Source organism: Kitasatospora sp. NPDC096147 (genome assembly GCF_044763225.1).
Classification (GTDB): Bacteria; Actinomycetota; Actinomycetes; order Streptomycetales; family Streptomycetaceae; genus Kitasatospora.
In genome coordinates, this window is record NZ_JBIWFX010000017.1 from 77,889 (window position 1) to 103,197 (window position 25,309).

Below are 25,309 nucleotides of genomic sequence, written 5' to 3' on the forward strand. Positions count from 1 at the left end.
CGGCCCACCCGGCCGGGGCGGCCCGCCCCCGGACAGCCCGGCCGCCGAGGCCCGGCCCGAACCGAACCCTGGAGCACCCGAACCATGAACGCCCGCCCGCACCCCCGCCTGCCGCTCACCGGCGCCCAGACCGGCGTCTGGTACGGCCAGCGGCTCGCCCCGGACAGCCCGGCCTACAACGTCGGCCAGTACGTGGAGATCCGCGGGCAGGTCGACCGGGCGCTGTTCGAACGGGCGCTGCGCCGCACGGTCGCCGAGACCGAGGTGCTCGGGATGGCCTTCGGGGAGCGGGACGGGACGCCCTACCAGGAGCGGACCGGGCCCGGGGACTGGGAGTTGGGCGCCACCGATCTGCGGGCCGAGCCCGACCCGGACGCGGCGGCACTCGCCCTGATGCACGCCGACATGCACCGGCCGGCCGATCCGGCGGCGGACGGCGGGCTGTTCGCCTTCGCGCTGCACACCGTGGCCGACGACCGGGTGCTCTGGTACCAGCGGGTGCACCACATCGCCCTGGACGCCTACGGCTTCGCCCTGTTCACCCGGCGGGTGGCCGAGGTGTACACCGCGCTGCGGCGCGGCACCGAGCCGGGTCCCACTCCCTTCGGGGCGATCGGTGCGGTGCTCGACGAGGAGGCCGCCTACCGGGACTCCCCGCAGTACGACAAGGACCGCGCCCACTGGCGGGAGCGGCTGGCCGACCGCCCCGAGGTCGCGACGCTCTCCGGCGGATCGCGCCCCGCCGCACCCGTCTTCCTGCGCCGGGGCGCCACCCTGGACACCGGCCCGACCGCCGCGCTGCTTGCGCTCGCCGAGCGGACCAGGGCCACCTGGGCCGAGCTCGCCACCGCCGCCTTCGCCGCCTACCTGCACCGGATGACCGGCAGCCGGAAGGTGCTGCTCGCCCTGCCCGCGATGTCCCGGCTGGGCTCGGCCGCGCTGCGGGTGCCGGTGATGACGGTCAACGTGCTGCCGCTGCGGGTCCCGGTGCGCCCGGACACCACCCTGGCGGACCTGGCGGGCAGCTGCGTGCGAGCCGTCCGCGACCTGCGCCGGCACCAGCGCTACCGGGCCGAGGACATCCGCCGCGACCTCCACGCGGTCGGTCTCGGACGCGGACCGCTCGGGCCGATGGTCAACATCAAGGCGTTCGACGACCAACTCGACTTCGACGGCGCCCCGGGCGCCCCGCACAACATCGCGGCCGGACCGGTCGACGACCTCACCCTCTCGCTGTACCTGGACGGCGGCACCCGGCTGCGGTTCGAGCTCGACGCCAACCCGAGCGCCTACCCGGCGGACGAACTCGACCGCCGCTGCGCCGAGTTCGCCCGCCTGCTGGAGTCGGTGGCGGGCGCCGCCCCCGAGACCCCGGTGGGCCGGCTGGACCTGCTCCCCGCGACGGAGCCGGCCGCATGGAGCGCGAACGATCGGGTGGGGGACGGGCGTTCGGTGGTGGAGCTGTTCGCGGAGCGGGCGGTGGCGGTGCCGGATGCGTCGGCGGTGGTGGCGGGTGGGGTGCGGCTGTCGTACGGGGAGCTGGATGCCCGGGTGGGGGCGTTGGCGGCGGTGCTGCGTGCGCGGGGGGTGGGTGCGGAGTCGTTCGTGGGTCTGGCGTTGCCGCGTACGGCCGAGTTGGTGGTGGGGATGCTGGCGGTGCTGCGCAGTGGGGCGGCTTACCTGCCGTTGGATCTGGACTATCCGGCGGAGCGGTTGGCGTTCATGGTGGAGGACGCGCGGCCGGTCTGTGTGCTGACGCTGGCCGCGACCGCCCACCTGGTGCCGGCCGGGGCACCCGTGCTGGTGCTGGACGGACCGGAGACGGTAGCCGAACTGGCCGCCGCCGTACCGGTGGTGGCCGCACCGGTGGATCCGGCGAGCCCGGCGTACGTGATCCACACCTCCGGGTCCACCGGGAAGCCCAAGGGTGTGGTGGTGCCGCACGGCGCGCTCGCCGACTTCCTGGCCGCGATGCGCGCGGACCTGGACCTCGGCCCGGGGGACGGGCTGGTGGCCGTCACCACGGTCTCCTTCGACATCGCCGGGCTGGAGATCCACGGACCACTGACCACCGGCGCCGCCGTGGTGCTGGCGGACCGCGACACGGTGCGGGACCCGCAGGCGCTGGGCGCCCTGATCGACCGTCACCGCCCGAAGGTGGTCCAGGCCACGCCCACGCTCTGGCACCTGCTGCTGGCCGACGGCTCCTGCTCGGCGCTGGCGGGGGTGCACGCGCTGGTCGGCGGGGAGGCGCTGCCTGCCGAGCTCGCCGAGCGGCTGGCCCGGGCGACCCGCCGGACCACCAACGTCTACGGCCCGACCGAGGCCACCGTCTGGGCCACCAGCGCCGAGCTGGACCGCACGCACACCGGTGTGCCCGTGATCGGCCTCCCCTTCGCCACCACCCGCGCTCACGTGCTGGACGGCGCGCTGCGGCCGGTGCCGGTCGGGGTGCCGGGGGAGCTGTACCTGGCGGGGCGTCAGGTGGTGCGTGGCTATCTGGGGCGGCCGGGTCTGACGGCGGAGCGGTTCACGGCCGATCCGTTCGGCCCGCCCGGCAGTCGGATGTACCGCACGGGTGACCTGGTGCGGCGTGACCGGAGCGGGGTGCTGCACTTCCTGTCCCGGGTGGACGACCAGGTGAAGCTGCGCGGCTTCCGGATCGAACTCGGCGAGGTGGAAGCCGCGTTGACCGCTCAGCCGGGTGTCACCCGCGCGGTCGCGCTGGTGCGCGAGGACGTGCCGGGGCTGCCCCAGCTGGTCGGCTACGTGACCGGTACCGCCGAGCCGGGCGCGCTGCGGGCCGGGGCGGCGGCCGTGCTGCCCGAGTACATGGTGCCCGGCGTAATCCTGGTCCTGGACGACTTCCCGCTGACCGCCAACGGCAAGATCGACCGGCGTGCACTGCCCGCCCCCGGCCGGACGGCCGAGGTCACCGGCCGGGCCCCGGCCGGGCCGGTCGAGAGCGCGCTCGCGGAGATCTTCGCCGAGGCCCTCGGGCTGCCCTCGGTCGGTGCCGAGCAGGACTTCTTCGCGCTCGGCGGCCACTCGCTGCCCGCCGCCCGGGTGGTCAGCCGGGCCCGGTCCGTGCTGGCGGCCGAGGTGACCATCCGGGACGTCTTCGAGGCGCCGACGGTGGCCGCACTCGCCGCCCGGCTGGCCGGTCGCCGTAGCGCCGCCGCCCGTCCCGAGCCCGTCCCGCTGGTCCCGCTCGCCCGCCCCGAGCCGCTGCCGCTGTCGTACGCGCAGCGCGGTCTGTGGTTCCTCCAGCAGGTCGAGGGCCCGAGCGCCACCTACACCATTCCGTTCGTGGCCCACCTGGAGGGCAGCCCCGATCCCGACGCGCTGCGGACAGCCGCCGCCGACGTGGTGGCCCGGCACGAGAGCCTGCGGACGCTCTTCGGCGCGCACGACGGCGAGCCGTACCAGCGCGTCCTGACCCCCGCCGAGGCGGCCGACACCGTCACCGTGCGGGAGGTCCCCGCCGACGGCCTGGCCGACGCCGTCGCCGAGGTCCTGGCCCGTCCCTTCGACGTGGCGGACCACCTGCCGCTGCGGGTCGCGCTGCTGCGCGCGCCGGGCGGGCGGAGCAGCGCGCTGGTGCTGGCCCTGCACCACATCGCGGGTGACGAGGCGTCACGCGGCCCGCTGCTGGCCGACCTCCAGCGGGCGTACGCCGCCCGGCTGGCCGGGCACGCCCCGGCCTGGGAGCCGCTGCCGGTGCAGTACGCCGACTTCGCGCTCCGGCAGGCCGGACTCGACGGTGCCCGCGACCTGGCGTACTGGCGGACGGCGCTGGCCGGTCTGCCGGAGGAGGTCCCGCTCCCGGTGGACCGTCCGCACCCGGCCCGGCCCAGCGGGCGCGGCGGCCTGGTGGAGCTGCGGCTGCCCACCGAACTGGCCTCCGGCGTCCGGGCGCTGGCCCGGGAGGCGGGGGTCAGCGTCTTCATGGTCGCGCACGCCGCCGTGGCGGCGCTGCTGCACCGGCACGGTGCCGGGGACGACGTCCCGCTCGGCAGCCCGGTCGGCGGGCGCGGCGGCGAGCGGGCCCTCGACGGCCTGGTCGGATTCTTCGTCAACACCCTGGTGCTGCGCGCCGACCTGTCCGGGGACCCGGCCTTCTCCGAGCTGCTGGCCCGGGTCCGCGCCGTCGACCTGGCGGCACTGGAGCACGCCGAGGCGCCGTTCGGCCGGGTGGTGGAGGCGGTCAACCCGGCCCGCTCGCTGGGCCGTCACCCGCTCTTCCAGACCATGGTGTCGCACAACACCGTCACCCAGGACACCTCGGTGCTGTTCGGCTGCCCCGCCCGGACGGAGCCGGTCGACCCGGGCACGGCGCGCTTCGACCTGGAGTTCACCTTCGCGGACACGGCCGGCCGTGAGGAGCTCGGACTCCGGGTGTTCTACTCCTCGGACGTCTTCGACCGGGCCACCGCCGAGGACCTGGGCCACCGGCTGATCTCCCTGCTCGCCCAGGTGACCGCCGATCCCGCGCTCCGGGTCTCCCGGCTGGACCTGCTGGACGAGACGCTGCGCGGGCAGCTGATCGAGTGGAACGCGAACGATCGGGTGGGGGACGGGCGTTCGGTGGTGGAGCTGTTCGCGGAGCGGGCGGTGGCGGTGCCGGATGCGTCGGCGGTGGTGGCGGGTGGGGTGCGGCTGTCCTACGGGGAGCTGGATGCCCGGGTGGGGGCGTTGGCGGCGGTGCTGCGTGCGCGGGGGGTGGGTGCGGAGTCGTTCGTGGGCTTGGCGTTGCCGCGTACGGCCGAGTTGGTGGTGGGGATGCTGGCGGTGCTGCGTAGCGGGGCGGCGTACCTGCCGTTGGATCTGGACTATCCGGCGGAGCGGTTGGCGTTCATGGTGGAGGACGCGCGGCCGGTCTGTGTGCTGACGCTGGCCGCGACCGCGCACCTGGTGCCGGCCGGGGCACCCGTGCTGGTGCTGGACGATCCCGCGACCGCCACGGAACTGGCCGATGCGGCACCGGCATTGCCCGGGCCGGTGGACCCGGGGAGCCCGGCGTACGTGATCCACACCTCCGGGTCCACCGGGAAGCCCAAGGGTGTGGTGGTGCCGCACGGCGCGCTCGCCTGCTTCCTGGAGACCATGCGCGGAGAGCTGGACCTCGGCCCGGGGGACGGTCTGGTGGCCGTCACCACGGTCTCCTTCGACATCGCCGCCCTGGAGATCCACGTCCCGCTGATCAGCGGCGCCACCGTCGTCCTCGCCGACCGCGACACCGTCCGCGAACCGCGCGCGCTGGCCGCACTGATCGACCGTCACCGGCCGAAGGTGGTGCAGGCCACGCCCACGCTCTGGCACGCGCTGCTCGCGGAGCGGGCCCCGGCCGCCCTGGCGGGAGTGCACGCACTGGTGGGCGGGGAGGCGCTGCCCGCCGAGCCGGCCGAGCGGCTGGCCCGGGCGACCCGCCGGACCACCAACGTCTACGGCCCGACCGAGGTCACCGTCTGGGCCACCGGCGCCGAGCTCGGGGCCGGCCACCTGGGCACCCCGGCGATCGGGCGGCCGTTCCCGGAGACCCGGGCGTACGTGCTGGACGGGACCCTGCGCCCGGTCGCGCCGGGGGTGCCGGGAGAGCTGTACCTGGCGGGGCGTCAGGTGGTGCGCGGGTACCTGGGGCGGCCGGGGCTGACGGCGGAGCGGTTCACCGCCGATCCGTACGGGCCGCCCGGCAGCCGGATGTACCGCACGGGTGACCTGGTGCGGCGTGACCGGAGCGGGGTGCTGCACTTCCTGTCCCGGGTGGACGACCAGGTGAAGCTGCGCGGCTTCCGGATCGAACTCGGCGAGGTGGAGCGCGCGTTGACCGCCCAGCGGGGTGTCACCCGCGCGGTCGTCCTGGTGCGCGAGGACGTCCCCGGCCGACGGCAGCTGGTCGGCTACGTCACCGGCACCGCCGAGCCGGCCGCGCTGCGCACCGGGGTGGCGGCCGTGCTGCCCGAGTACATGGTGCCCGCCGTCGTGGTGGCGCTCGACGCCATCCCGCTGACCGCCAACGGCAAGATCGACCGGCGCGCCCTGCCCGCCCCCGAGCAGCCCGCCGGCACCACCGGCCGGGCCCCGGCCGGGCCCGCCGAGACGGCCGTGGCGGAGGTCTTCGCCGAGGTGCTCGGCGCGGCCGAGGTCGGGGCGGACGACGGCTTCTTCGCGCTCGGCGGCCACTCGCTGCTGGCCGCCCGGGTGGCGGGACGGCTGCGGACGGCACTCGGTGCGGAGGTCACCGTCCGGGACGTCTTCGAGGCGCCGACCGTCGCGGGCCTGGCCCTGCGGCTGGCCCGGCGCGGCGCGGGAGGCGCCGGGACCCGGCCCGCGCTGGTCGCCGGACCGAGGCCCGAGCCGCTGCCGCTCTCGGCGAACCAGCGCAGCCTGTGGTTCCTGCACCAGCTGGAGGGGCCGGGGGCGGCCTACAACCTCCCGGTGGCGCTGCGCGTGCGGGGCGGTGGCCTGGAGGCAGCGGCGCTGCGGGCGGCCGTGGCCGATGTGGTGGCCCGGCACGAGAGCCTGCGGACGGTCTTCGGCGAGCGCGACGGCGAGCCGTACCAGCGCGTGCTCACCCCGGCGGAGGCCGAGGTCCCGTTCGCGGTCGCCGAGGTGGCCGAGGACCGGCTGACGGCCGAGGCCGTCGAGGCGTCCCGGTACGCGTTCGACCTGGCCACCGAGGTGCCGCTGCGGGTCACCCTGCTGAACGCCCCCGACGGCGATCAGCTGCTGCTCCTGCTGCTGCACCACATCGCGGGTGACGAGTGGTCGACCGCGCCGCTGCTGGCAGACCTCCAGCAGGCCTACGCCGGCCGGCTGGACGGTAGGGCCCCGCAGTGGGAGGAACTCCCGGTGCAGTACCCGGACTTCGCGCTCTGGCAGGCGGAGCTGCCGGTGGACGGACAGCTGGAGCACTGGCGGACGGCACTGGCCGGACTGCCGGAGGAGATCGCGCTGCCCGCCGACCGGCCCCGGCCGGCCGCCGCCGACCGGCGGGGCGGCGAGGTGGAGTTCACCGTCCCCGCCGAGGTGGCGGCGGCCATGGCGGAGCTGGCCCACGAGCGCGGCAGCAGCCTGTTCATGCTGGTGCACGCCGCCGTCGCGGCACTGCTGCACCGGCACGGCGCGGGGGACGACATCCCGCTCGGCACCCCCGTGGCGGGCCGGGCCGGGGAGGCGGCGCTGGACGGACTGGTCGGGTTCTTCGTCAACACCCTGGTGCTGCGCACCGACCTGTCCGGCCGCCCGAGCTTCGCCGAACTGCTGGACCGGGTACGGACGGTGGACCTGGCGGCGCTGGAGCACGCGGACGCCCCGTTCGACCGCGTGGTGGAGGCGCTCAACCCGGCCCGCTCGCCGCTGCGCCACCCGCTGTTCCAGACCATGGTGGCCTTCGAGGCCGACGGGCCCGACACCCGCCGGGTGTTCGGGCTGGAGACCGCCGAGCTGGTGGTCGACCCGGGCACCGCCAAGTTCGACCTGGACGTCCTGCTGCGCCGGATCCCCGGCCGGACGGAGCTGGCGGGCGGCATCCGGTACGCCGAGGCGCTGTTCGACCGCGCCACCGTCACCGCGCTCGGCGAGCGTCTGGTCCGGCTGCTGCGCCGGGTCACGGCCGATCCGCACCGGCCGATCGCCGAACTCGACCTGCTCTCCGCCGAGGAGCACGACCGGCTGGCGGCCTGGAACGACACGGCCCGGTCGGTGCCCGGGGGTTCGATCGCCGAGCTGTTCGCCGCCCAGGCGGCTCGCACCCCCGGCGCGACCGCGCTGGTCTGCGGCGAGGAGCGGCTGAGCTTCGCCGAACTCGACGTCCGCACCGAGGCGTTGGCCCGGCTGCTGGCCGATCGCGGGGTCGGCCCGGACCGGGTGGTCGCGCTCGCGCTGCCCCGGTCGGCCGAGGCCGTGGTGGCCACCCTCGCGGTGCTCCGGGCCGGCGGGGCCTTCCTGCCGCTGGACCTGGACCACCCGGCCGAGCGGCTGGCGTACATGCTGGCCGATGCCGCGCCGCACTGCCTGCTCACCACCACCGCCACGGAGGCCTTGCTGCCCGCCGCCGGAGACGGCCCGGCCCGGATCGTGCTGGACGCACCGGCGGTCCGAACGGCCCTGGCGGAGGGGCGAGAAGGACCGGTGCGGGTGGCCACCGACCCCCGGCACGCCGCGTACGTGATCTACACTTCCGGCTCCACCGGCCGCCCCAAGGGCGTGCTGCTCGACCAGGGCGGCCTGACCAACCTCTTCCACGACCACGACCGGACGCTCTACCGCCCGGTCGCCGAGCGGCTCGGCCGCCGGGTGCGGGCGCTGCACACCGCCTCGTTCTCCTTCGACTCCTCCTGGGAGCAACTGCTCTGGCTGGTGGCCGGCCACGAGCTGCACGTGCTGGACGAGACCGACCGCCGGGACGCCGAGGCGGTGGTGGCCTACTGCGCCGGGCACGCCGTGGACGCCCTGGACGTGACCCCGTCCTACGCCCAACAGCTGCTCGCCTGCGGCCTGTTGGAGCCGCAGGCCCGCCCCCGGGTGCTGCTGCTCGGCGGCGAGGGCGTGCCGCCCGCGCTCTGGCAGACCCTGGCGGGGCACCCCGAGGTGGAGGTGGTGAACTACTACGGCCCGACCGAGTTCACCGTCGACGCCCTGGTGGCCCGGATCGGGGACGCCGCCACCCCGGTGGTCGGCCGCTCGCTGGACAACACCCGCGCCCACGTCCTGGACGCGGGGCTGCGGCCGGTGCCGGTGGGGGTGGCGGGGGAGCTGTACCTGGCGGGGGAGCAGCTGGCCCGGGGCTACCTGGGGCGGCCGGGGCTGACGGCGGAGCGGTTCACCGCCGATCCGTACGGGCCGCCCGGCACCCGGATGTACCGCACCGGGGACCTGGCCCGGCGCCGGGCCGACGGGCTGCTGGAGTACCTGGGCCGCACCGACGACCAGGTGAAGCTGCGCGGCTTCCGGATCGAACTCGGCGAGGTGGAGGCCGCGCTGACCCGCCGTCCGCTGGTGGACGCGGCGGTGGCCGCCGTCCGCGAGGACACCCCCGGGCTGCCCCGGCTGGTCGCCTACGTCACCGGCGACGCCGACCCGGCCCTGCTCCGCCGGGCGCTGGCCGCCGAACTCCCCGAGCACCTGGTGCCCTCGGCGGTGGTCGTGCTGGACACCCTGCCGACCACCGTGAACGGCAAGCTGGACCGGGCCGCACTGCCCGCACCGGGGCCGCTGGCCGCCGAGGGCGGCCGGGCACCCCGGGACGCGCGGGAGGAACTGCTCTGCGGGGTCTACGCCCAGCTGCTGGGCCTCGCCGCCGTCGGGGCGGACCAGGACTTCTTCGCCCTCGGCGGGCACTCGCTGCTCGCCACCCGGCTGGCCGGCCGGATCCGCGCGGTGCTCGGGGTGGCGGTCGCGGTGCGGGACGTCTTCGAGGCGCCCACGGTGGCGGCCCTGGCCGCCCGGCTGGCCGACCGGACCGGGAACGACCGCCCGCCGCTGGCCCCCGCCGCCGTCCGTCCCGACCCGCTGCCGCTGTCGGCCGCGCAGCGGATGGTCTGGCTCCAGCACCAGGTGCAGGACACCGGAGCGGCGTACCACATCCCGCTGGCCGTCCGGCTGCGCGGCGAGTTGGACGCCGAGGCCCTCGGCGCGGCGCTGACCGACGTCGTCGACCGCCACGAGGCGCTGCGCACGGTCTACGGAGAGCGGGACGGCGAGCCGTGCCAGCGGGTGCTGCCGGCCGGCGCCTCGGGCGTGCGGCTCACGGTGGCCGACTGTGCCGAGGGGGAGCTGGACGCGGCGGCCCGGGCGGTGCTGGCCCCCGCCTTCGACCTGGCCGCCGAGGCGCCGCTGCGGGCCGCACTGCTGCGGGTCGGCCCGCAGGACCACCTGTTGGTGATCGCCCTGCACCACATCGCCGGTGACGAGGCGTCGACCGGCCCGCTGCTGGCCGATCTGGACCGCGGCTACGCCGCCCGACTGGCCGGTCACGCCCCGGAGTGGGAGGAACTCCCGGTGCAGTACCCGGACTTCGCGCTCTGGCAGGCGGAGCTGCCGGTGGACGGACAGCGGGAGCACTGGCGGGCGGCGCTGGCCGCACTGCCGGAGGAGATCGCGCTGCCCGCCGACCGCCCCCGGCCGGCCCTGCCCGGCCACCGGGGCGCGGTCGCGCACTTCGAGCTGCCCGCGGCCACCGCCGAGGCGCTGGCCGCCCTGGCCCGCGAGCACGGGGCGACGGTCTTCATGACGGTGCACGCCGCCGTGGCCGCGCTGCTGCACCGGCTCGGCGCGGGCGAGGACATCGTGGTCGGCACCCCGGTCTCCGGGCGCGGCGAGGAGCAACTCGACGGCCTGGTCGGCTTCTTCCTCAACACCCTGGTGCTGCGCACCGACCTGTCCGGCACCCCCGGCTTCGCCGAGCTGCTGGGCCGGGTGCGGGCGGCGGACCTGGCCGCCTTCGACCACGCCGACCTGCCGTTCCAGCAGGTGGTGGAGGCGGTCGCGCCGGCCCGCTCGGCGGCCCGGCACCCGCTGTTCCAGACCATGGTCACCTTCCACTCCGCGCCGGCCAGCCCGGCCCGGTTGCTCGGCCTGCCCGCCGAGGAGGTCGAACTCGACGCCGGGGGCGCCAAGTTCGACCTGGAGTTCGCCTTCGGCGCCGCTCCGGACGGCTCCGGCCGTCTGCTCGGCGGCGTCCGCTACGCGCTGGACCGCTTCGAGCCCGCCACCGCCCGCGCGCTGGCCGACCGCCTGGTGCGGCTGATCGGCGCGGCGGTCGCCGAGCCGGACCGGCCGCTCGCCGAACTCGACCTGCTCTCCGCCGAGGAGCAGGACCGGCTGACGGCCTGGAACGACACCGCGCACCCGGTGCCGCCCGGCACCCTGGCCGACCTCGTCGCCGAGGGCGCCGCCCGGGCCACCGGCCCGGCCCTGCTGCTGGACGACCACGCGCTGACCCGGCCCGCCTTCGAGGAGCGGGTCAACCGGCTGGCCCGGCTGCTGATCGGACGGGGCGTCGGCCCCGAGTCGGTGGTCGCGGTGGCCCTGCCCCGCTCGGCCGACCTGCTGGTGGCGGTGCACGCCGTGGTCCGGGCCGGCGGCGCGTACCTGCCGCTGGACCTGGACCACCCGGCCGAGCGGCTGGCCTACCTGGTGGAGACCGCCCGGCCGGTCTGCCTGCTCACCGACCGCGCGGGTGCCGAGCGGCTGCCGACGGCGGCCACCGCGCCGCGGCTGGTGCTGGACTCGGCGGAGGCCGAACTCGCCGGGCTCTCGGCGGAGTCGGTGACCGACGCCGACCGGATCGCACCGCTGCGGCCCGGCCACCCGGCCTACGTGATCTTCACCTCGGGCTCCACCGGCCGCCCCAAGGGCGTCCAGGTCAGCCATGGCGCGATCGTCAACCGGCTGCGCTGGATGCAGCACGCCCACTGGCTGACCGCCGGTGACCGGGTGCTGCACAAGACCCCGGCGGGCTTCGACGTGTCGGTCTGGGAGCTGTTCTGGCCGCTCGCCGAGGGCGTGCCGCTGGTGGTGGCCCGCCCGGACGGTCACCAGGACCCGCACTACCTGGCCGGGCTGATCCGCCGTCAGGCGGTCACCGTGCTGCACTTCGTGCCCTCGATGCTGCGCGCCTTCCTGGCGGAGGAGCGGATCGCCGACTGCCCCGGCCTGCGGCTGGTGGTGTGCAGCGGCGAGGCCCTTCCGGTGGAGCTGGCCGAGCGGTTCACCGCCTCGGCGGCCGGTCTGCCGGTCGCCCTGGAGAACCTGTACGGGCCGACCGAGGCCGCCGTGGACGTGACCTACGAGCGGTACCGGCCCGGCCCGGCGGGCGGCAGCGTGCCGATCGGCCGTCCGGTCTGGAACACCGCCGTCCGGGTGCTGGACGCGGGGCTGCGGCCGGTGCCGGTGGGGGTGGCGGGGGAGCTGTACCTGGCGGGGGAGCAGCTGGCCCGGGGCTACCTGGGGCGGCCGGGGCTGACGGCGGAGCGGTTCACCGCCGATCCGTACGGGCCGCCCGGCACCCGGATGTACCGCACCGGGGACCTGGCCCGGTGGCTGCCGGACGGCCGGCTGGACTACCTCGGGCGGGCCGACGGGCAGGTGAAGCTGCGCGGGCTGCGGATCGAACTCGGCGAGATCGAGGCGGTGTTGGCGTCCGCACCCGGGGTCGCCCAGGCCGCCGCCACGGTCCGGGAGGACGTGCCGGGCCGGCCCCGGCTGGTCGGCTACGTGGTCGCCGCGCGCGGCGCCGCACCCGATCCGGCGGAGCTGCGCCGGCTGGCGGGCGAGCAACTGCCCGCGTACATGGTCCCGGCCGTGGTGGTCGCGCTCGACGGGCTGCCGCTGTCGGTCAACGGCAAGCTGGACCGCCGGGCCCTGCCCGCCCCGGCCGGGGCAGCACCCCGACCCGCCGCGCCCGCCGATCCGGTGACGGTGCGTGGGACGACCGCCGCGCCACCCGTGGCCCCGGCCGATCGGGCGGCGCCGACCGCCTCGCCCGCACCGGCCGACCGCGAGCCCGGCGGTCCGGCCCGGGCCGGAGCTGCCGCCGCGCCGTCGGTAATCGGCGGGCCGGGCGGCCAGGTGCCGTCCGCCGGTCCTCAACCCGCCCTGTCCGCCGACCCGGTGGCGCTGATCGCCGCCCTGATGGCCGAGGCCATCGGCCTGCCGGCCGTCCCGCCCGACGGCAACTTCTTCGAGCTGGGCGGCGACAGCATCGTCTCGATCCGGCTGGTCTCGCTGGCCCGCAGGGCGGGGATCACCCTCACCGCCCGGCAGGTCTTCCAGCACGCCACCCCGGCCGCGCTGGCCGCCGCCGCCGAGCTCGGCCCGCTCCCCGCCACCGGCACCGCAGCCGCGCCGCCGGACGACGGCGTCGGCGACCTGCCGCTGCCGCCGATCGCGCACTGGTTCGCCGAACGCGGCGGCCCCGTCGACCGGTTCGCGCAGGCACGCCTGCTCCGGCTCCCGCCGGGTGCCCGGTACGCCGAACTGGTCACCGCCCTCCAGGCGGTGCTGGACCGTCACGCCGGGCTGCGTCAGCGGCTGACCATCGCCAGGCCGGGCGTGTGGAGCGCCGAGACCGGGCCGGTCGGTGCGCTGACGGCGGCCGACTGCCTGCGCACCGTCGACGTGGCGGGCCTGCCCGCCGACGCGCTGCGGGAGGCGGTGACCGTCGAGTCCGACGCCGCCACCGCGCGGCTGCGCCCCACCGAGGGCCGCACCGTGCAGGGCGTGCACTTCGACCTCGGCCCCGGCGAGCCCGGCCGGCTGCTGCTGGTCGCGCACCACCTGGTGGTGGACGAGGTCTCCTGGCAGATCCTGCTCGGCGACCTGCGGGCCGCCTGGGAAGCGGTGGCCCGCGGGGCCGCACCGGCCCTGGAGCCGGTCGGCACCTCGCTCCGGGCCTGGACCGCGCACCTGCTCGCCGAGGCGCACACCGCCCGCCGCACCGCCGAGGCCGCCCACTGGCCGGAGGTCACCCGGGGTGCCGGGCGCCCGCTCGGCAGCCGTCCGCTCGACCCGGCGGTGGACACCGCCGCCACCGCCCGGGAGGTGCGCGTGGCGCTCTCCGCCGAGCGGACCGCGCCGCTGCTGGACGCCGTGCCGGCCGCCGTCCACGGCTCGGTCAACGACGTGCTGCTGACCGCGCTCGCCCTGGCCGCCGCCCGGGTCTGCGGCCAACGGGCCCTCACCGTCGAGCTGGAGGGCCACGGCCGCGAGCAGGACCACCTGCCGGGGGCCGACCTGTCCCGCACCGTCGGCTGGCTCACCTCGCTCTACCCGGTGCGGCTCGACCCGGGCCCGGTGGCCCCGGGCGCGGCAGGCGGCGCCGACGCTGGGGCGGCCCTGAAGGCGGTCAAGGAGCAACTGCGGGCCGTCCCCGACGGCGGGCTCGGCGCGGGCCTGCTGCGCCACGCCAACGCCGCCACCGCGCGGCTGTTCGACCCGGACGGCACCCCGGAGATCCTCTGGAACTACCTCGGCCGGACCGCCGCCGCCCCGGACACCGACTGGGGCCCGGCCCCCGAGGTGGACGCGCTGGCGGTCGGCCCGGAGCCGGACGCCCCGCTCTCCCACCCGCTGGAGGTGGTGGCCCGGGTCGAACCGGGGCCCGGCGGACCCCGCCTGACGGCCCGTTGGATCGTCGCCGCCGCCGCCCTGCCGTCCGCCACCGTCACCGCCCTCACCGACGCCTGGACCGATGCCCTGGACGGGCTGGCGGCCTGGGCCCGGGGCGGGGACGGCGGCGGCCACACCCCGTCGGACCTCGACCTGATCGACCTCGACCAGGACCAGATCGCCATGCTCGAACAGATGTGGAAGGCCCAGCAGTGAACCAGGCACGCCTCGCGGACCTCCTCCCGCTCTCCCCCCTCCAGCAGGGCATGCTCTTCCTCTCCGGCTACGACGAGCACGCCGTCGACGTCTACACCGTGCAGGTCTCGGTCGGCCTGGCCGGGCCGGTGGACGCCGAGCGGCTGCGGCGCGCCGCCGACGCCCTGCTGCGCCGGCACGCCAACCTGCGGGCCGGGTTCTGGCACGAGAACGTGCCCGAGCCGGTGCAGTTCGTGCCCGCCGAGCTCGGGCTCCCGGTCACCGAGGCCGACCTGCGCGGGCGCCCCGCCGCCGAGGCGCTGGCCGAGCTCGAACGGGCCGCCCTGGCCGAGCGCTTCGAGCTGCACCGGCCGCCGCTGCTGCGGCTGGTGCTGGCCCGGCTCGACGAGGCCGAGTACCGGCTGCTGGTGACGGTGCACCACATCCTGGTGGACGGCTGGTCGATGCCGCTGCTGGTGCGCGACCTGCTGGCGCTCTACGACGCGGCCGGGGACGAGGCCGGGCTGCCGGCCGTCCGCCCCTACCGCGACCACCTGCGGTGGCTCGGCGCCCAGGACCGGCCGGCCGCCGAGGCCGCCTGGCGGCGGGCGCTGGCCGGGTTGGACGGCCCCACCCTGCTCGGCCCCGGCGGCCCGGGCGGGCCGGCGGTGCGGCCCGCCGTGCACACCGTCGAACTGGACGAGCGGCGGACGGCGGCTCTCACCGCCACCGCCCGCCGCCTCGGCACCACCCCCAGCACCCTGCTCCAGTGCGCCTGGGGCCTGCTGCTCGGCGCGCTGACCGGCCGTCAGGACGTGGTCTTCGGCCTCACCGTCTCGGGCCGCCCGGAGGAGCTGCCCGGGGTGGAGTCGATGATCGGCCTGTTCATCACCACCCTGCCGGTCCGGGTCGCCACCCACCCGGCCGAGCCCTTCGCGGACCTGCTGCGCCGCTTCCGGGACGAGCAGAACGAACTGCTGGCCCATCAGCACCTGGGCCTGCACGCGATCCAGCAGCAGGCCGGCGGCGGCGAGCTGTTCGACACCCTGCTGGTGATCGAGAACTACCCGGTGGACCCGGCCGCCCGGGCCGCGCTGACCGGCGGCACCACCGTCACCGGCGTCACCGCCCGGGACGCCACGCACTACCCGCTGACCGTCGCGGCCGACCTCGGCGAGCGGCTCACCCTGCACCTGGAGCACCGCGCCGACGTGCTGACCGCCCGTCAGGCCGAGCGGATCGGCGCCCGGCTGGCCGACCTGCTGGGTCAGCTCGCCGAGGACCCGCAGACCCCGGTCGGCCGGCTGCGCACCCTCGGCGCCGAGGAGCGCCGGCGCCTGCTGGACGGCGCGCGGGGCGCGAGCTTCCCCGCGCCCGCCGGGACGGTCGCCGACCGCTTCGCGGAGCAGGCCGCCGCGCACCCAAGTGCACTCGCGGTGGTCACCACCGGCGAGCGGCTGACCTTCGCCGAACTCGACGCCCGCGCCGAACGGTTGGCCGACCGGCTGGCCGCCGCCGGGGTCGGCCCGGAGTCGGTGGTGGCGCTCGCCGTGCCGCGCTCCGCCGACACCGTCGCGGCGATCCTCGCGGTGCTGCGCACCGGAGCGGCCTACCTGCCGCTGGACCTCGACCACCCGGCGGAGCGGCTGGCGTACATGCTGGCCGACGCCGCCCCGGTCTGCCTGGTCACCACCGCGGCCACCGCCCCCGCGCTGCCCGCCGACGGCCCGCCGGTGCTCCTGCTGGACGGACCGGAGGCCCCGCGTCGTACGCCGGTGGTCCCGGACCCCGAGCACCCGGCCTACGTGATCTACACCTCCGGCTCCACCGGCCGCCCCAAGGGCGTGGTGCTCACCCACCGGGGCCTGGCGAACCTGTACGCCAACCACCGGGCCGCGCTGCTCGACCCGACGGCGGAGGCCGCCGGGCGGCAGCTGCGGGCACTGCACACCGCCTCGTTCAGCTTCGACACCTCCTGGGAGCAGCTGTTCTGGCTGATCGCCGGTCACCAGCTGCACGTGCTGGACGAGATCGAGCGCCGGGACGCCGAACTGGTCACCGGCTACGTGGACCGGCACCGGATCGACGCGCTGGACCTCACCCCCACCTACGCCCAACAGCTGCTGGAGTGGGGCCTGCTGGCCGACGGCCGGCACCGCCCGGCGCTGCTGCTGCTCGGCGGCGAGGCCGTCCCCGCCGCCCAGTGGGCCGCCGTCCGGGCCACCCCCGGGGTGCGCTCGGTCAACCTCTACGGCCCCACCGAGTACACCGTCGACGCGCTCGCCGCCGACCTCGCCGACAGCGAGCTGCCGGTGGTCGGCCGCCCGATCGGCAACACCACGGCGTACGTGCTGGACGCCGCGCTGCGCCCGGTGCCGCCCGGGGTGCCCGGCGAGCTGTACCTCGCGGGCGCGGGCCTGGCCCGGGGCTACCTGAACCGGCCGGGCCTGACGGCGGAGCGGTTCACCGCCGACCCGTTCGCGGGCGACGGCGGCCGGATGTACCGCACCGGCGACCTGGCCAGGCTGCGGCCCGACGGGGTCATCGACTACCTCGGCCGCGCCGACGAGCAGGTGAAGGTCCGGGGCCACCGGATCGAGCCGGGCGAGATCGAGGCCGCCCTCACCGCCCTGCCCGGGGTGGCCACCGCCGCCGTGATCGTCCGTGAGGACGCGCCCGGCGTCCGGCGGTTGGTCGGCTACCTGACCGGCACCGCCGACCCGGCAGCGGCCCGCCGGGCGCTGGCCGCCACGCTGCCCGACCACCTGGTGCCCGCCGCGCTGGTCACGGTGGAGGCGCTCCCGCTGACCGTGAACGGCAAGCTCGACCGGGCCGCGCTGCCCGCCCCCGAGCTCGGCGGCACGGCCGGCTCCCGCCCGCCCCGGGACGAGCGGGAGGCCGCGCTCTGCCGGGTCTTCGCCGAGGTGCTGGGCCTGACCGACGCCGGGGTGGAGGACGACTTCTTCGCCCTGGGCGGCGACAGCATCAGCTCGATCCGGCTGGTCACCCGGGCCCGCAAGGAGCAGCTGGTGCTGACCCCGCGCGAGGTCTTCGAGCACCGCACCCCCGAGCGGCTGGCCGCCGCCTGCGCCCAGCGCACCGAGCAGCCCGCCGGGCCCCGCCGTGAGCTGCCCGTCCTGACGGCCGGTCAGCAGCAGCTGGCCGCCGAGCTCTGCCCCTCGGTCGAGGAGGTGCTCCCGCTCGCCCCGCTCCAGGAGGGCCTGTACTTCCACGCGGTCTACGACGACCGCGCACTCGACGTCTACCTGATGCAGAACTTCACCGAGCTGCTGCACGCGGTGGACACCGCCGCGCTGCGCCGCGCCTTCGACGCGCTGCTGCGCCGGCACCCCAACCTGCGGGCCGGCTTCCGGCACGAGGGCTTCGACGGGCCGGTGCAGCTGGTGCCGGGGGAGTGGCGGCTGCCCTGGCGGGAGGTCGACCTGAGCCACCTGGACCGGGCGGCGCAGGACGCGGCGCTGGAGGGGTTCTCGCTGGCCGACAGCGCCACCCGCTTCGACCTGGCCGCCCCGCCGCTGCTGCGGGTCACGGTCTACCGGTTCGCCGCCGAGCGGTACGTGCTCTGCGTGACGCAGCATCACATCCTGACCGACGGCTGGTCGGAGTCGCTGTTCTTCGAGGAGCTGTTCACCCTCTACCAGCACGGCGGGGACCTGGACGCGCTGCCCCCGGTGACGCCGTACCGGGAGTACCTGCGGCTCCTGGCCGGCACCGACCGCGAGGCGTCCGCCGCCGCCTGGCGCGCGCACCTGGCCGGCCTGGACCAGGGCACCCTGGTCTCGCCCGCCGACCCGGCCCGCGAGCCGGTGCTCGCCGAGGTGTGCCCGGTGCTGCTGGACACCGCCGACAGCGACCGGCTGCGGGCCTTCGCCCGCGCCTGCGGCGTCACCCTCAACACCGTGCTCAGCGGCGCCTGGGCGCTCACCCTGGCCGGGCTGACCGGCCGGGACGACGTGGTCTTCGGCGCCACCGTCTCCGGCCGGCCACCGGAGATCGCGGACGTGGACCGGATGGTCGGGATGTTCATGAACACCCTGCCGTTCCGGGTCACCCTCCACCCGCACGAGCCGGTGCGGGACTTCCTGGTCCGGCTCCAGCGCGAACACGCCGCCCTGCTGCCGCACCACCACGTCGGCCTCGGCCACATCCAGAGCGGCGGCGGCGTCGGCCGGCTCTTCGACACCCTCTACGTCTTCCGCAACACCCCGCTGGACGACACCGCCCGTGAGGCCGCCACCGAGCGGCACGCGATCGGCTGGACCCACAGCGTGGACGGCACCCACTACCCGCTCACCCTGGCCGTCACCCCCGACCGGGAGCTGGAGCTGAGCGTGGCGTACCGGCCCGACCTGTTCGACCCGGACGGCGCGCAGCGGATCGCCGACCGGCTGGCCGCCCTGGTCCGCGCGCTGCCCGCGCACGCCGCCGCCCCGGTCGGCCGGCTCGACCCGCTGGGCGCCGAGGAGCGGGGCCGGCTGCTCGCGCTCGGCGACGACCGCGGCCACCGGGTGCCCGCACGCACGGTGGTCGAGCTGTTCGGCGAGCAGGCCGCCCGCACTCCGGACGCCACCGCGCTGGTCTTCGACGGGCAGCGGCTCGGCTACGCCGAACTCGACGGCCGGGCCAACCGCCTGGCCCGCGCGCTGATCGCCCGGGACATCGGCCCCGAGCGCACCGTCGCGCTGGCCCTGCCGCGCACCGCCGACTTCGTCATCGCCCTGCTGGCCGTCCTCAAGACCGGCGCCGCCTACCTGCCGCTGGACCTCGACCACCCGGCCGAACGGCTCTCCGCGATGCTCGACGACGCGGTGCCCGCCCTGCTGATCGGCGTCGCCGGCCTGGCCGACGGGCTGACCGACGCACCGCTGCGGCTGGACGCCGCCGGGCTCGCCGAGGAGCTGGCCGGGTACTCCGCCGCACCGCTCGCCGAGGACGAACTGCTGGCGCCCCGTCACCTCGACCACCCCGCCTACGTGATCTACACCTCCGGCTCCACCGGCCGGCCCAAGGGCGTGGTGGTCCCCTATCGGGGCCTGACCACCATGCTGGCCAACCACCGCGAGCGGATCTTCGCCCCCGCCGTCGCGGCGGCCGGCGGGCGGCGGCTGCGGATCGCGCACACCGTCTCGTTCGCCTTCGACATGTCCTGGGAGGAGTTCTTCTGGCTGGTCGACGGGCACGAGGTGCACGTCATCGGCGAGCGGCTGCGGATGGACCCGGCGGCCCTCACCGCGCACTACGACCGGGAGCGGATCGACGTCGTCAACGTGACTCCCTCCTACGGCCAACAGCTCGTCGAGGCCGGGCTGCTGGACCCCGACCGGCACCGGCCCGCATTGGTGCTGCTCGGCGGCGAGGCCGTCCCCGAGCCGCTCTGGCAGCTGCTGGACCGCACCCCCGGCACCACCGGCTACAACCTCTACGGCCCGACCGAGTACACCATCAACGCGCTCGGCGCGGCCGTCCCCGACAGCCCCACCGCCACCGTCGGACGCCCCGTCATGAACACCCGCGCCTACGTGCTGGACACCGCGCTGCGCCCGGTGCCGCCCGGCGTCCCTGGCGAGCTCTACCTGGCCGGCGACGGCCTGGCCCGGGGCTACCACGACCGCCCCGGCCTGACCGCGGAGCGGTTCACCGCCGACCCGTTCGCGGCGAACGGCGGCCGGATGTACCGCACCGGCGACCAGGTCAGGCTGCGCCCCGACGGCGTGATCGACTACCTCGGCCGGACCGACCAGCAGGTGAAGATCCGCGGCTACCGGATCGAGCCCGGCGAGGTCGAGGCCGCGCTGCTCGCCCTCCCGGGGGTGACGGCCGCCGCCGTCACCGTCCGGGGCGGCCGGCTGCTCGCCCACACCGTGGGCGGCGCCGAACCGGCCGCGCTGCGCGCCGGGTTGGCCGCCGTGCTGCCCGAGTACATGGTGCCCGGCGCCTTCGTCCCGCTGGACGCGCTGCCGCTCACGGTCAACGGCAAGGTCGACCGGGCCGCGCTGCCCGGGCCCGACCCGGCCTCGGCCGGGAGCTCGCGGCCCGCCGCCGACGCCCGCGAGGCACTGCTCTGCCGGCTGTTCGCCGAGGTGCTCGGCCTGCCCGGGGTCGGCGTGGACGACAACTTCTTCGACCTCGGCGGGCACTCCCTGCTGGCCATGCGGCTGGCCGGCCGGATCCGCGAGGAGCTCAACGTCCCGGTCCAGGTGGCCACCCTGATGTCCGCCCCGACCGTGGCCGACACCGCCGCCCGGATCGGCACCGACGCCCGCCGCGACGCGCTGCGCACCGTCCTGCCGCTGCGTCAGCGCGGCACGCTCGCCCCGCTGTTCTGCGTCCACCCGGCCTCCGGCTTCGCCTGGCAGTACGCCGGGCTGCTGCACCACCTGCACCGGGACCGCCCCGTGTACGGCATCCAGTCGCCCGGTCTGCGCGGCGAGCTGCCCGAGGTGGCCGACGTGGACGCGCTCGCGGCGCTCTACCTCGCCGAGCTGCGCGAGGTCCAGCCGGCGGGCCCGTACCACCTGCTCGGCTACTCCTTCGGCGGCACCGTCGCCCACGCGATGGCCGCGCTGCTCCGGGAGGCCGGCGAGCGGGTCGCCTTCCTCGGGCTGATCGACGCCTACCCGCCGGAGAACGAGGACTGGGCCTTCGTCGACGACCCGCGCTTCCGGGAGCGACTCGCGGCGGAGGAGGCCGAGTTCCTGCTCGGGGTGGCCGGGCTCGGCAGCGCGGACGTCGCGGGCGCCCCGGACTCGCTGGGCTCTCCGGGCTCCGCGAGGGGAACGGTCAGCCGGGAGCAGGCGATCGCCGCCATCCGGGGCAGTCAGGGCATGCTGGCCGGCTTCGACGAGGAGCTGCTCGGCGCGATCGTCGACACCAACCTGCACTGCGTCCGCCTGCTGGCGGCCAGCCGCACCCCGGCCCACGGCGGCGACGTGCTGTTCTTCACCGCCGCGCGGACCACCGGGGCGGACGACGCCCCCGGCAAGGTCTGGCCGCCCTTCCTGGACGGCGAACTCACCGAGCACGTGCTCGACCTGACGCACGACCAGCTGATGACCCCCGAGGCCCTCGCGGTCATCGGCCCCCTGATCGACCGGGCACTCCACCCGGATCGGCAGCACTGACACCACTGACACCACCGACGACACCGACGAGAGGCGAACGACCGTGAGCAACCCCTTCGAGGACGAGACCCAGAACTACCACGTCCTGGTCAACGACGAGGGCCAGTACTCCCTCTGGCCCGCCTGGCTCGACGTGCCCGGCGGCTGGGAGGTCCGGCTCGGCGACACCCCGCGGGCCGGCTGCCTGGAGCTGATCGAGCGGGAGTGGACCGACCTGCGGCCCAAGAGCCTGATCGCCGCCGCGCCGGGCGTCTGACCCCGCGACCTGCCGAACACCCTTCTGCGCAAGAGAGTTGGAGAGAACACCGATGGCCGTCATCCACACCGAGCCGATCGAGATCGTCTACCACGACATCACCCTCCGCACCCTGGAGGTGCTCCGGGTGACCAGGCCCACGCCCCGGATGGTCCGGGTCACCCTGGGCGGGCCCGAGCTGGCCGGCTTCATCGACCAGGGCCCCGCCGACCACGTGAAGGCGTTCTTCCCGGTGCCGGGGGAGCGGATCCCGGTGCTGCCCGGCGTGGACCCGGACGGCGACGGCATCGTGATGCCGACCGAGCCGCCCTTCCCGATCACCCGCGACTACACCACCCGCCGCTTCGACCGCGAGGCGAACGAGCTGGACCTCGACTTCGTGCTGCACGGCAACGGTGTCGCCACCGCCTGGGCCGCCAACGCGCAGCCCGGTGACCTGCTCGGCCTGGCCGGTCCGCGCGGCTCGGTGCTCGTGCCCAGGGACTTCGACTGGTACCTCTTCGCCAGTGACGAGACCGGCCTGCCCGGCCTGGCCCGCTGGCTGGAGTCGCTGCCCGAGGGCGCCGTCGCCAAGGCGTTCGTCCAGGTCGACGACGCCGGCGAGGTGGAGGACCTGGCGACCAAGGCCGATGCCGAGATCACCTGGCTCTACCGCAACGGACTCGCCCACGGCGAAGGCGAGTTGCTCTTCGAGGCGATCAAGGCCCTGGAGTTCCCGCCCGGCCAGCCGTACGTCTGGATCACCGGCGAGGCGGGCGAGCTGCGCCCGATCCGCCGCTACCTGCGCGGCCTCGGCCTGGACCGCGAGTACACCGACGTGGACGGCTACTGGAAGCGCGGCACCGTCAACCTCGACCACCACGAGCCGGACGAGGACGACGACGAGGACGGCCCGCAGCCCGAGAAGGCCTGACGCCCCGACAGCCCGCCGCCCCACCTTCCCCGGCCGTGTCCGGGGGAGGTGGGGCGGTGTCGCGCCGGGGTGCGGGTCCGCGCTCCGGCCGATCGGCCGGGGGAGACACCTCCCGACGGGACCCACCCGATGGCAGTGACCGCCGACCTCGACGGGATCCTCTAGAAGGCGGACGAGGCCGTCGGTCTCGCCGAGGTGGCGAGAGCCCCGGCCGGGGCCCCAGCAGCGCGGCGAGCGGGCGACCGACCGCCCTGCTCCGGCCACCTGACGGATCGTCGGACTCGCCTCAGCGGCGGCCGGCCCGCCATTCGTGGGTGAGCAGCCAGACCAGGTAGACGCCGCCGATGGCGGCGGTCATGATGCCGACCGGGAGTTGGACCGGGGCCAGTACCCGCTGCGCCGCCAGGTCGGCGAGGCAGAGCAGGACCGCGCCCATCAGGGCGGACGGCAGCAGTGTCACCCCCGGGGCGCGGGCCAGGCGACGGGCCAACTGCGGTGCGGCCAGGGCGACGAAGCCGATCGGGCCGGCGGTGGCGGTGGCCACGGCCGAGAGCAGCACGGCGACCACCACCAGGACCAGCCGCGAGCGTTCCACCGGGACGCCGAGGGCCTTGGCGGCGGCGTCACCGGTCTCCATGATGCGCAGGTGGCGGCCGAGCACCAGGACCACCGGCAGCAGCAGGCCGACGGCGAGCGCGGCCGGGCCCAGTTGGGTCCAACCCCGGCCGTTGAGCGAGCCGGTGAGCCAGACCGAGGCGGCGTGCGCCTCGTCGATGGACGCCTCGGTCATCAGGTAGGCGTTGACCGAGGAGAGCAGCGCGCCGGCCGCGATGCCCACCACGATCAGCCGGTAGCCGTGGACCCCGCGCCGGTAGGCCAGCAGGTAGACCACCAGCGCGGTGGCGAACCCGCCGCCGACCGCGCCGGCCGCCACCGCGAAGGCGCCGCCGCCGAAGACCAGGATCTGGAGCAGCGCGCCGGTCGCGGCGCCGGTCTCGAAGCCGATCAGGTCGGGGCTGCCGAGCGGGTTGCGGGCCAGGCTCTGGAAGACCGCGCCGCTGAGGCCGAGCGCCGCGCCGACCACGATGCCGACCAGCAGGCGGGGCAGGCGCAGGGTGTTGACCACGTAGTCGGTCGCCTGGGTGCCCTGTCCGGCGAGGGCCCGGACCACGTCGGCGGGGGAGACCTGAAAGTCGCCGGTGCCCAGGGTGGTGACGGCGACGGCGATCAGGGCGGCCAGCAGCCCGAGGCCGGTCCAGGCGCTCCGGGGGGCGATCCGGAGGCGGACCGAGCTGCCGACGCGCACCCGGATCCCGGGGATCAGCACGGGCGCGGGTGCGGCCGGGGCGGTCGGCCCCTCGGCCGTCGGGGCGGTGACTGTCACAGCTGCGGAACCTTCCTGCGGCGGACCAGGGCGATCAGAACGGGTGCTCCCAGGGCGGCGGTCATGATGCCGACCGCGAGCTCGTCCGGCCGGACCAGCACCCGGCCCAGGACGTCCGAGGCGAGCAGCAGGGTGGGGGAGAGCACCAGGCAGTACGGGAGTTGCCAACGCTGGTCCGGCCCGGTGACCAGGCGGACGGCGTGCGGCACGATCAGGCCGAGGAAGCCGATCGGCCCGACGGCGGCGGTGGCCGCCCCGCAGAGCAGGGTGATCGCCACCGCGCCGAGCACCCTGGTCCGCACCACCCGGGCGCCCAGCGCACTGCCCAGCTCGTCGCCGAGCGCCAGCGCGTTGAGCGGCCCGGCCAGGGCCAGGGCGAGCAGGGCGCCGGCGCCGAGGAACGGCAGCACCTGGACCAGGACGGCGTGGTCCCGGCCGGCCAGGCTGCCGATCGACCAGATCCGCAGCTCCTGGAAGGAGTCGCGGTCCAGGAAGGTGAGCGCGGAGATCCCGGCGATCAGCGAGGCGTTGACCGCCGTGCCCGCCAGCACCAGCCGGACGGGCGAGGCGGCACCGCGCCCCGAGGTCCCGAGGGCGTACACCGCGAGCGAGGTGACGGCGGCCCCGAGGAAGGCGAACCAGACGTACCCGCTGAGGCCGGTCACGCCGAACACCCACATCGACAGCACCACGGCGGCGGAGGCGCCGGAGGTGACGCCGAGCAGGCCGGGGTCGGCCAGCGGGTTGCGGGTGAGCGCCTGCATCAGGGCCCCGGCCAGGCCCAGGCCGACGCCGACGGCGAGGCCGAGCAGGGTGCGGGTCAGGCGGTAGTCCTGGACGATGACGGCGTTCTCCGACCCGTCGGGCGCGAACAGGCCGTCCAGCACGACGGCGAGGGGGATGGACTTGGTGCCCACCGCGATGCTGACCGCCGTGGTGAGCAGCAGGACCAGGACCGCCACCACGAGACCGCCCGCCCGCAGGACGTGGCCGCGCCGGTGCCCCGGCCCCGGGCGGGAGGGCGGCGCGGGAGCGGCGGGGTCGGGGTGGGGGCCGGCCGTGGGCACGGTCCGGTCGGCGGGTTCAACGGGTGCCACTGGTCGCCCCCCGGCGCTAGGGGGTCGTGGAGCGTGCCGCCGACCCGCCATCAAGTTAGGTAAGGCTATCTTAAGTAGAAGGGTGGTCATGGCCGACTCCGCCGGTGGGGGCACGGTCGCGGTGCAAGCCGGAACGCGCGGCGGCGTACGGCGGCTGACGGTCCGTCGGGGCGGGGGCTGCGGCGGGTGGAGCCCTCGGCAGTGGGAGGC

Annotated in this window: 6 protein-coding genes; 4 read left to right on the forward strand and 2 right to left on the reverse strand. The window is 76.3% G+C overall.

Annotated features, from left to right (window positions below; genetic code table 11):
* Positions 1–84 precede the first annotated feature (84 nt).
* From ACIRBX_RS33835 to ACIRBX_RS33850, 4 genes are read left to right on the forward strand one after another with little or no spacing between them, the layout of a single operon-like run.
* Positions 85–14,328, forward strand: a complete 14,244-nt coding sequence (locus ACIRBX_RS33835; RefSeq protein ID WP_402303225.1) for an amino acid adenylation domain-containing protein — start codon at positions 85–87, stop codon at positions 14,326–14,328.
* Positions 14,325–21,449: an amino acid adenylation domain-containing protein gene (locus tag ACIRBX_RS33840; protein WP_402303228.1), complete on the forward strand. Its 7,125-nt coding sequence runs from the start codon at positions 14,325–14,327 to the stop codon at positions 21,447–21,449. Before ACIRBX_RS33835 ends, ACIRBX_RS33840 begins: the two co-directional genes overlap by 4 nt.
* Positions 21,450–21,492: 43 nt before the next feature.
* Positions 21,493–21,705 carry an MbtH family protein gene (locus tag ACIRBX_RS33845; RefSeq protein ID WP_402303230.1) on the forward strand — a complete coding sequence of 71 codons (213 nt, stop codon included), beginning with the start codon at positions 21,493–21,495 and terminating at the stop codon, positions 21,703–21,705.
* A gap of 52 nt (positions 21,706–21,757) precedes the next feature.
* Entirely contained in the window at positions 21,758–22,618 is an 861-nt protein-coding gene (locus ACIRBX_RS33850; RefSeq protein ID WP_402303233.1) for a siderophore-interacting protein, read from the forward strand.
* 286 nt (positions 22,619–22,904) lie between these two features.
* Here ACIRBX_RS33850 and ACIRBX_RS33855 read toward each other — a convergent pair whose 3' ends face one another.
* Together ACIRBX_RS33855 and ACIRBX_RS33860 are read right to left on the reverse strand one after the other, a co-directional pair.
* Complete coding sequence (locus ACIRBX_RS33855) at positions 22,905–24,002, reverse strand: FecCD family ABC transporter permease (protein ID WP_402303235.1); 1,098 nt, start codon at positions 24,000–24,002, stop codon at positions 22,905–22,907.
* On the reverse strand, positions 23,999–25,099 hold the full coding sequence (locus ACIRBX_RS33860) for a FecCD family ABC transporter permease (RefSeq protein WP_402303238.1): 1,101 nt from the start codon (positions 25,097–25,099) through the stop codon (positions 23,999–24,001). Before ACIRBX_RS33860 ends, ACIRBX_RS33855 begins: the two co-directional genes overlap by 4 nt.
* Between the last annotated feature and the right edge of the window lie 210 nt (positions 25,100–25,309).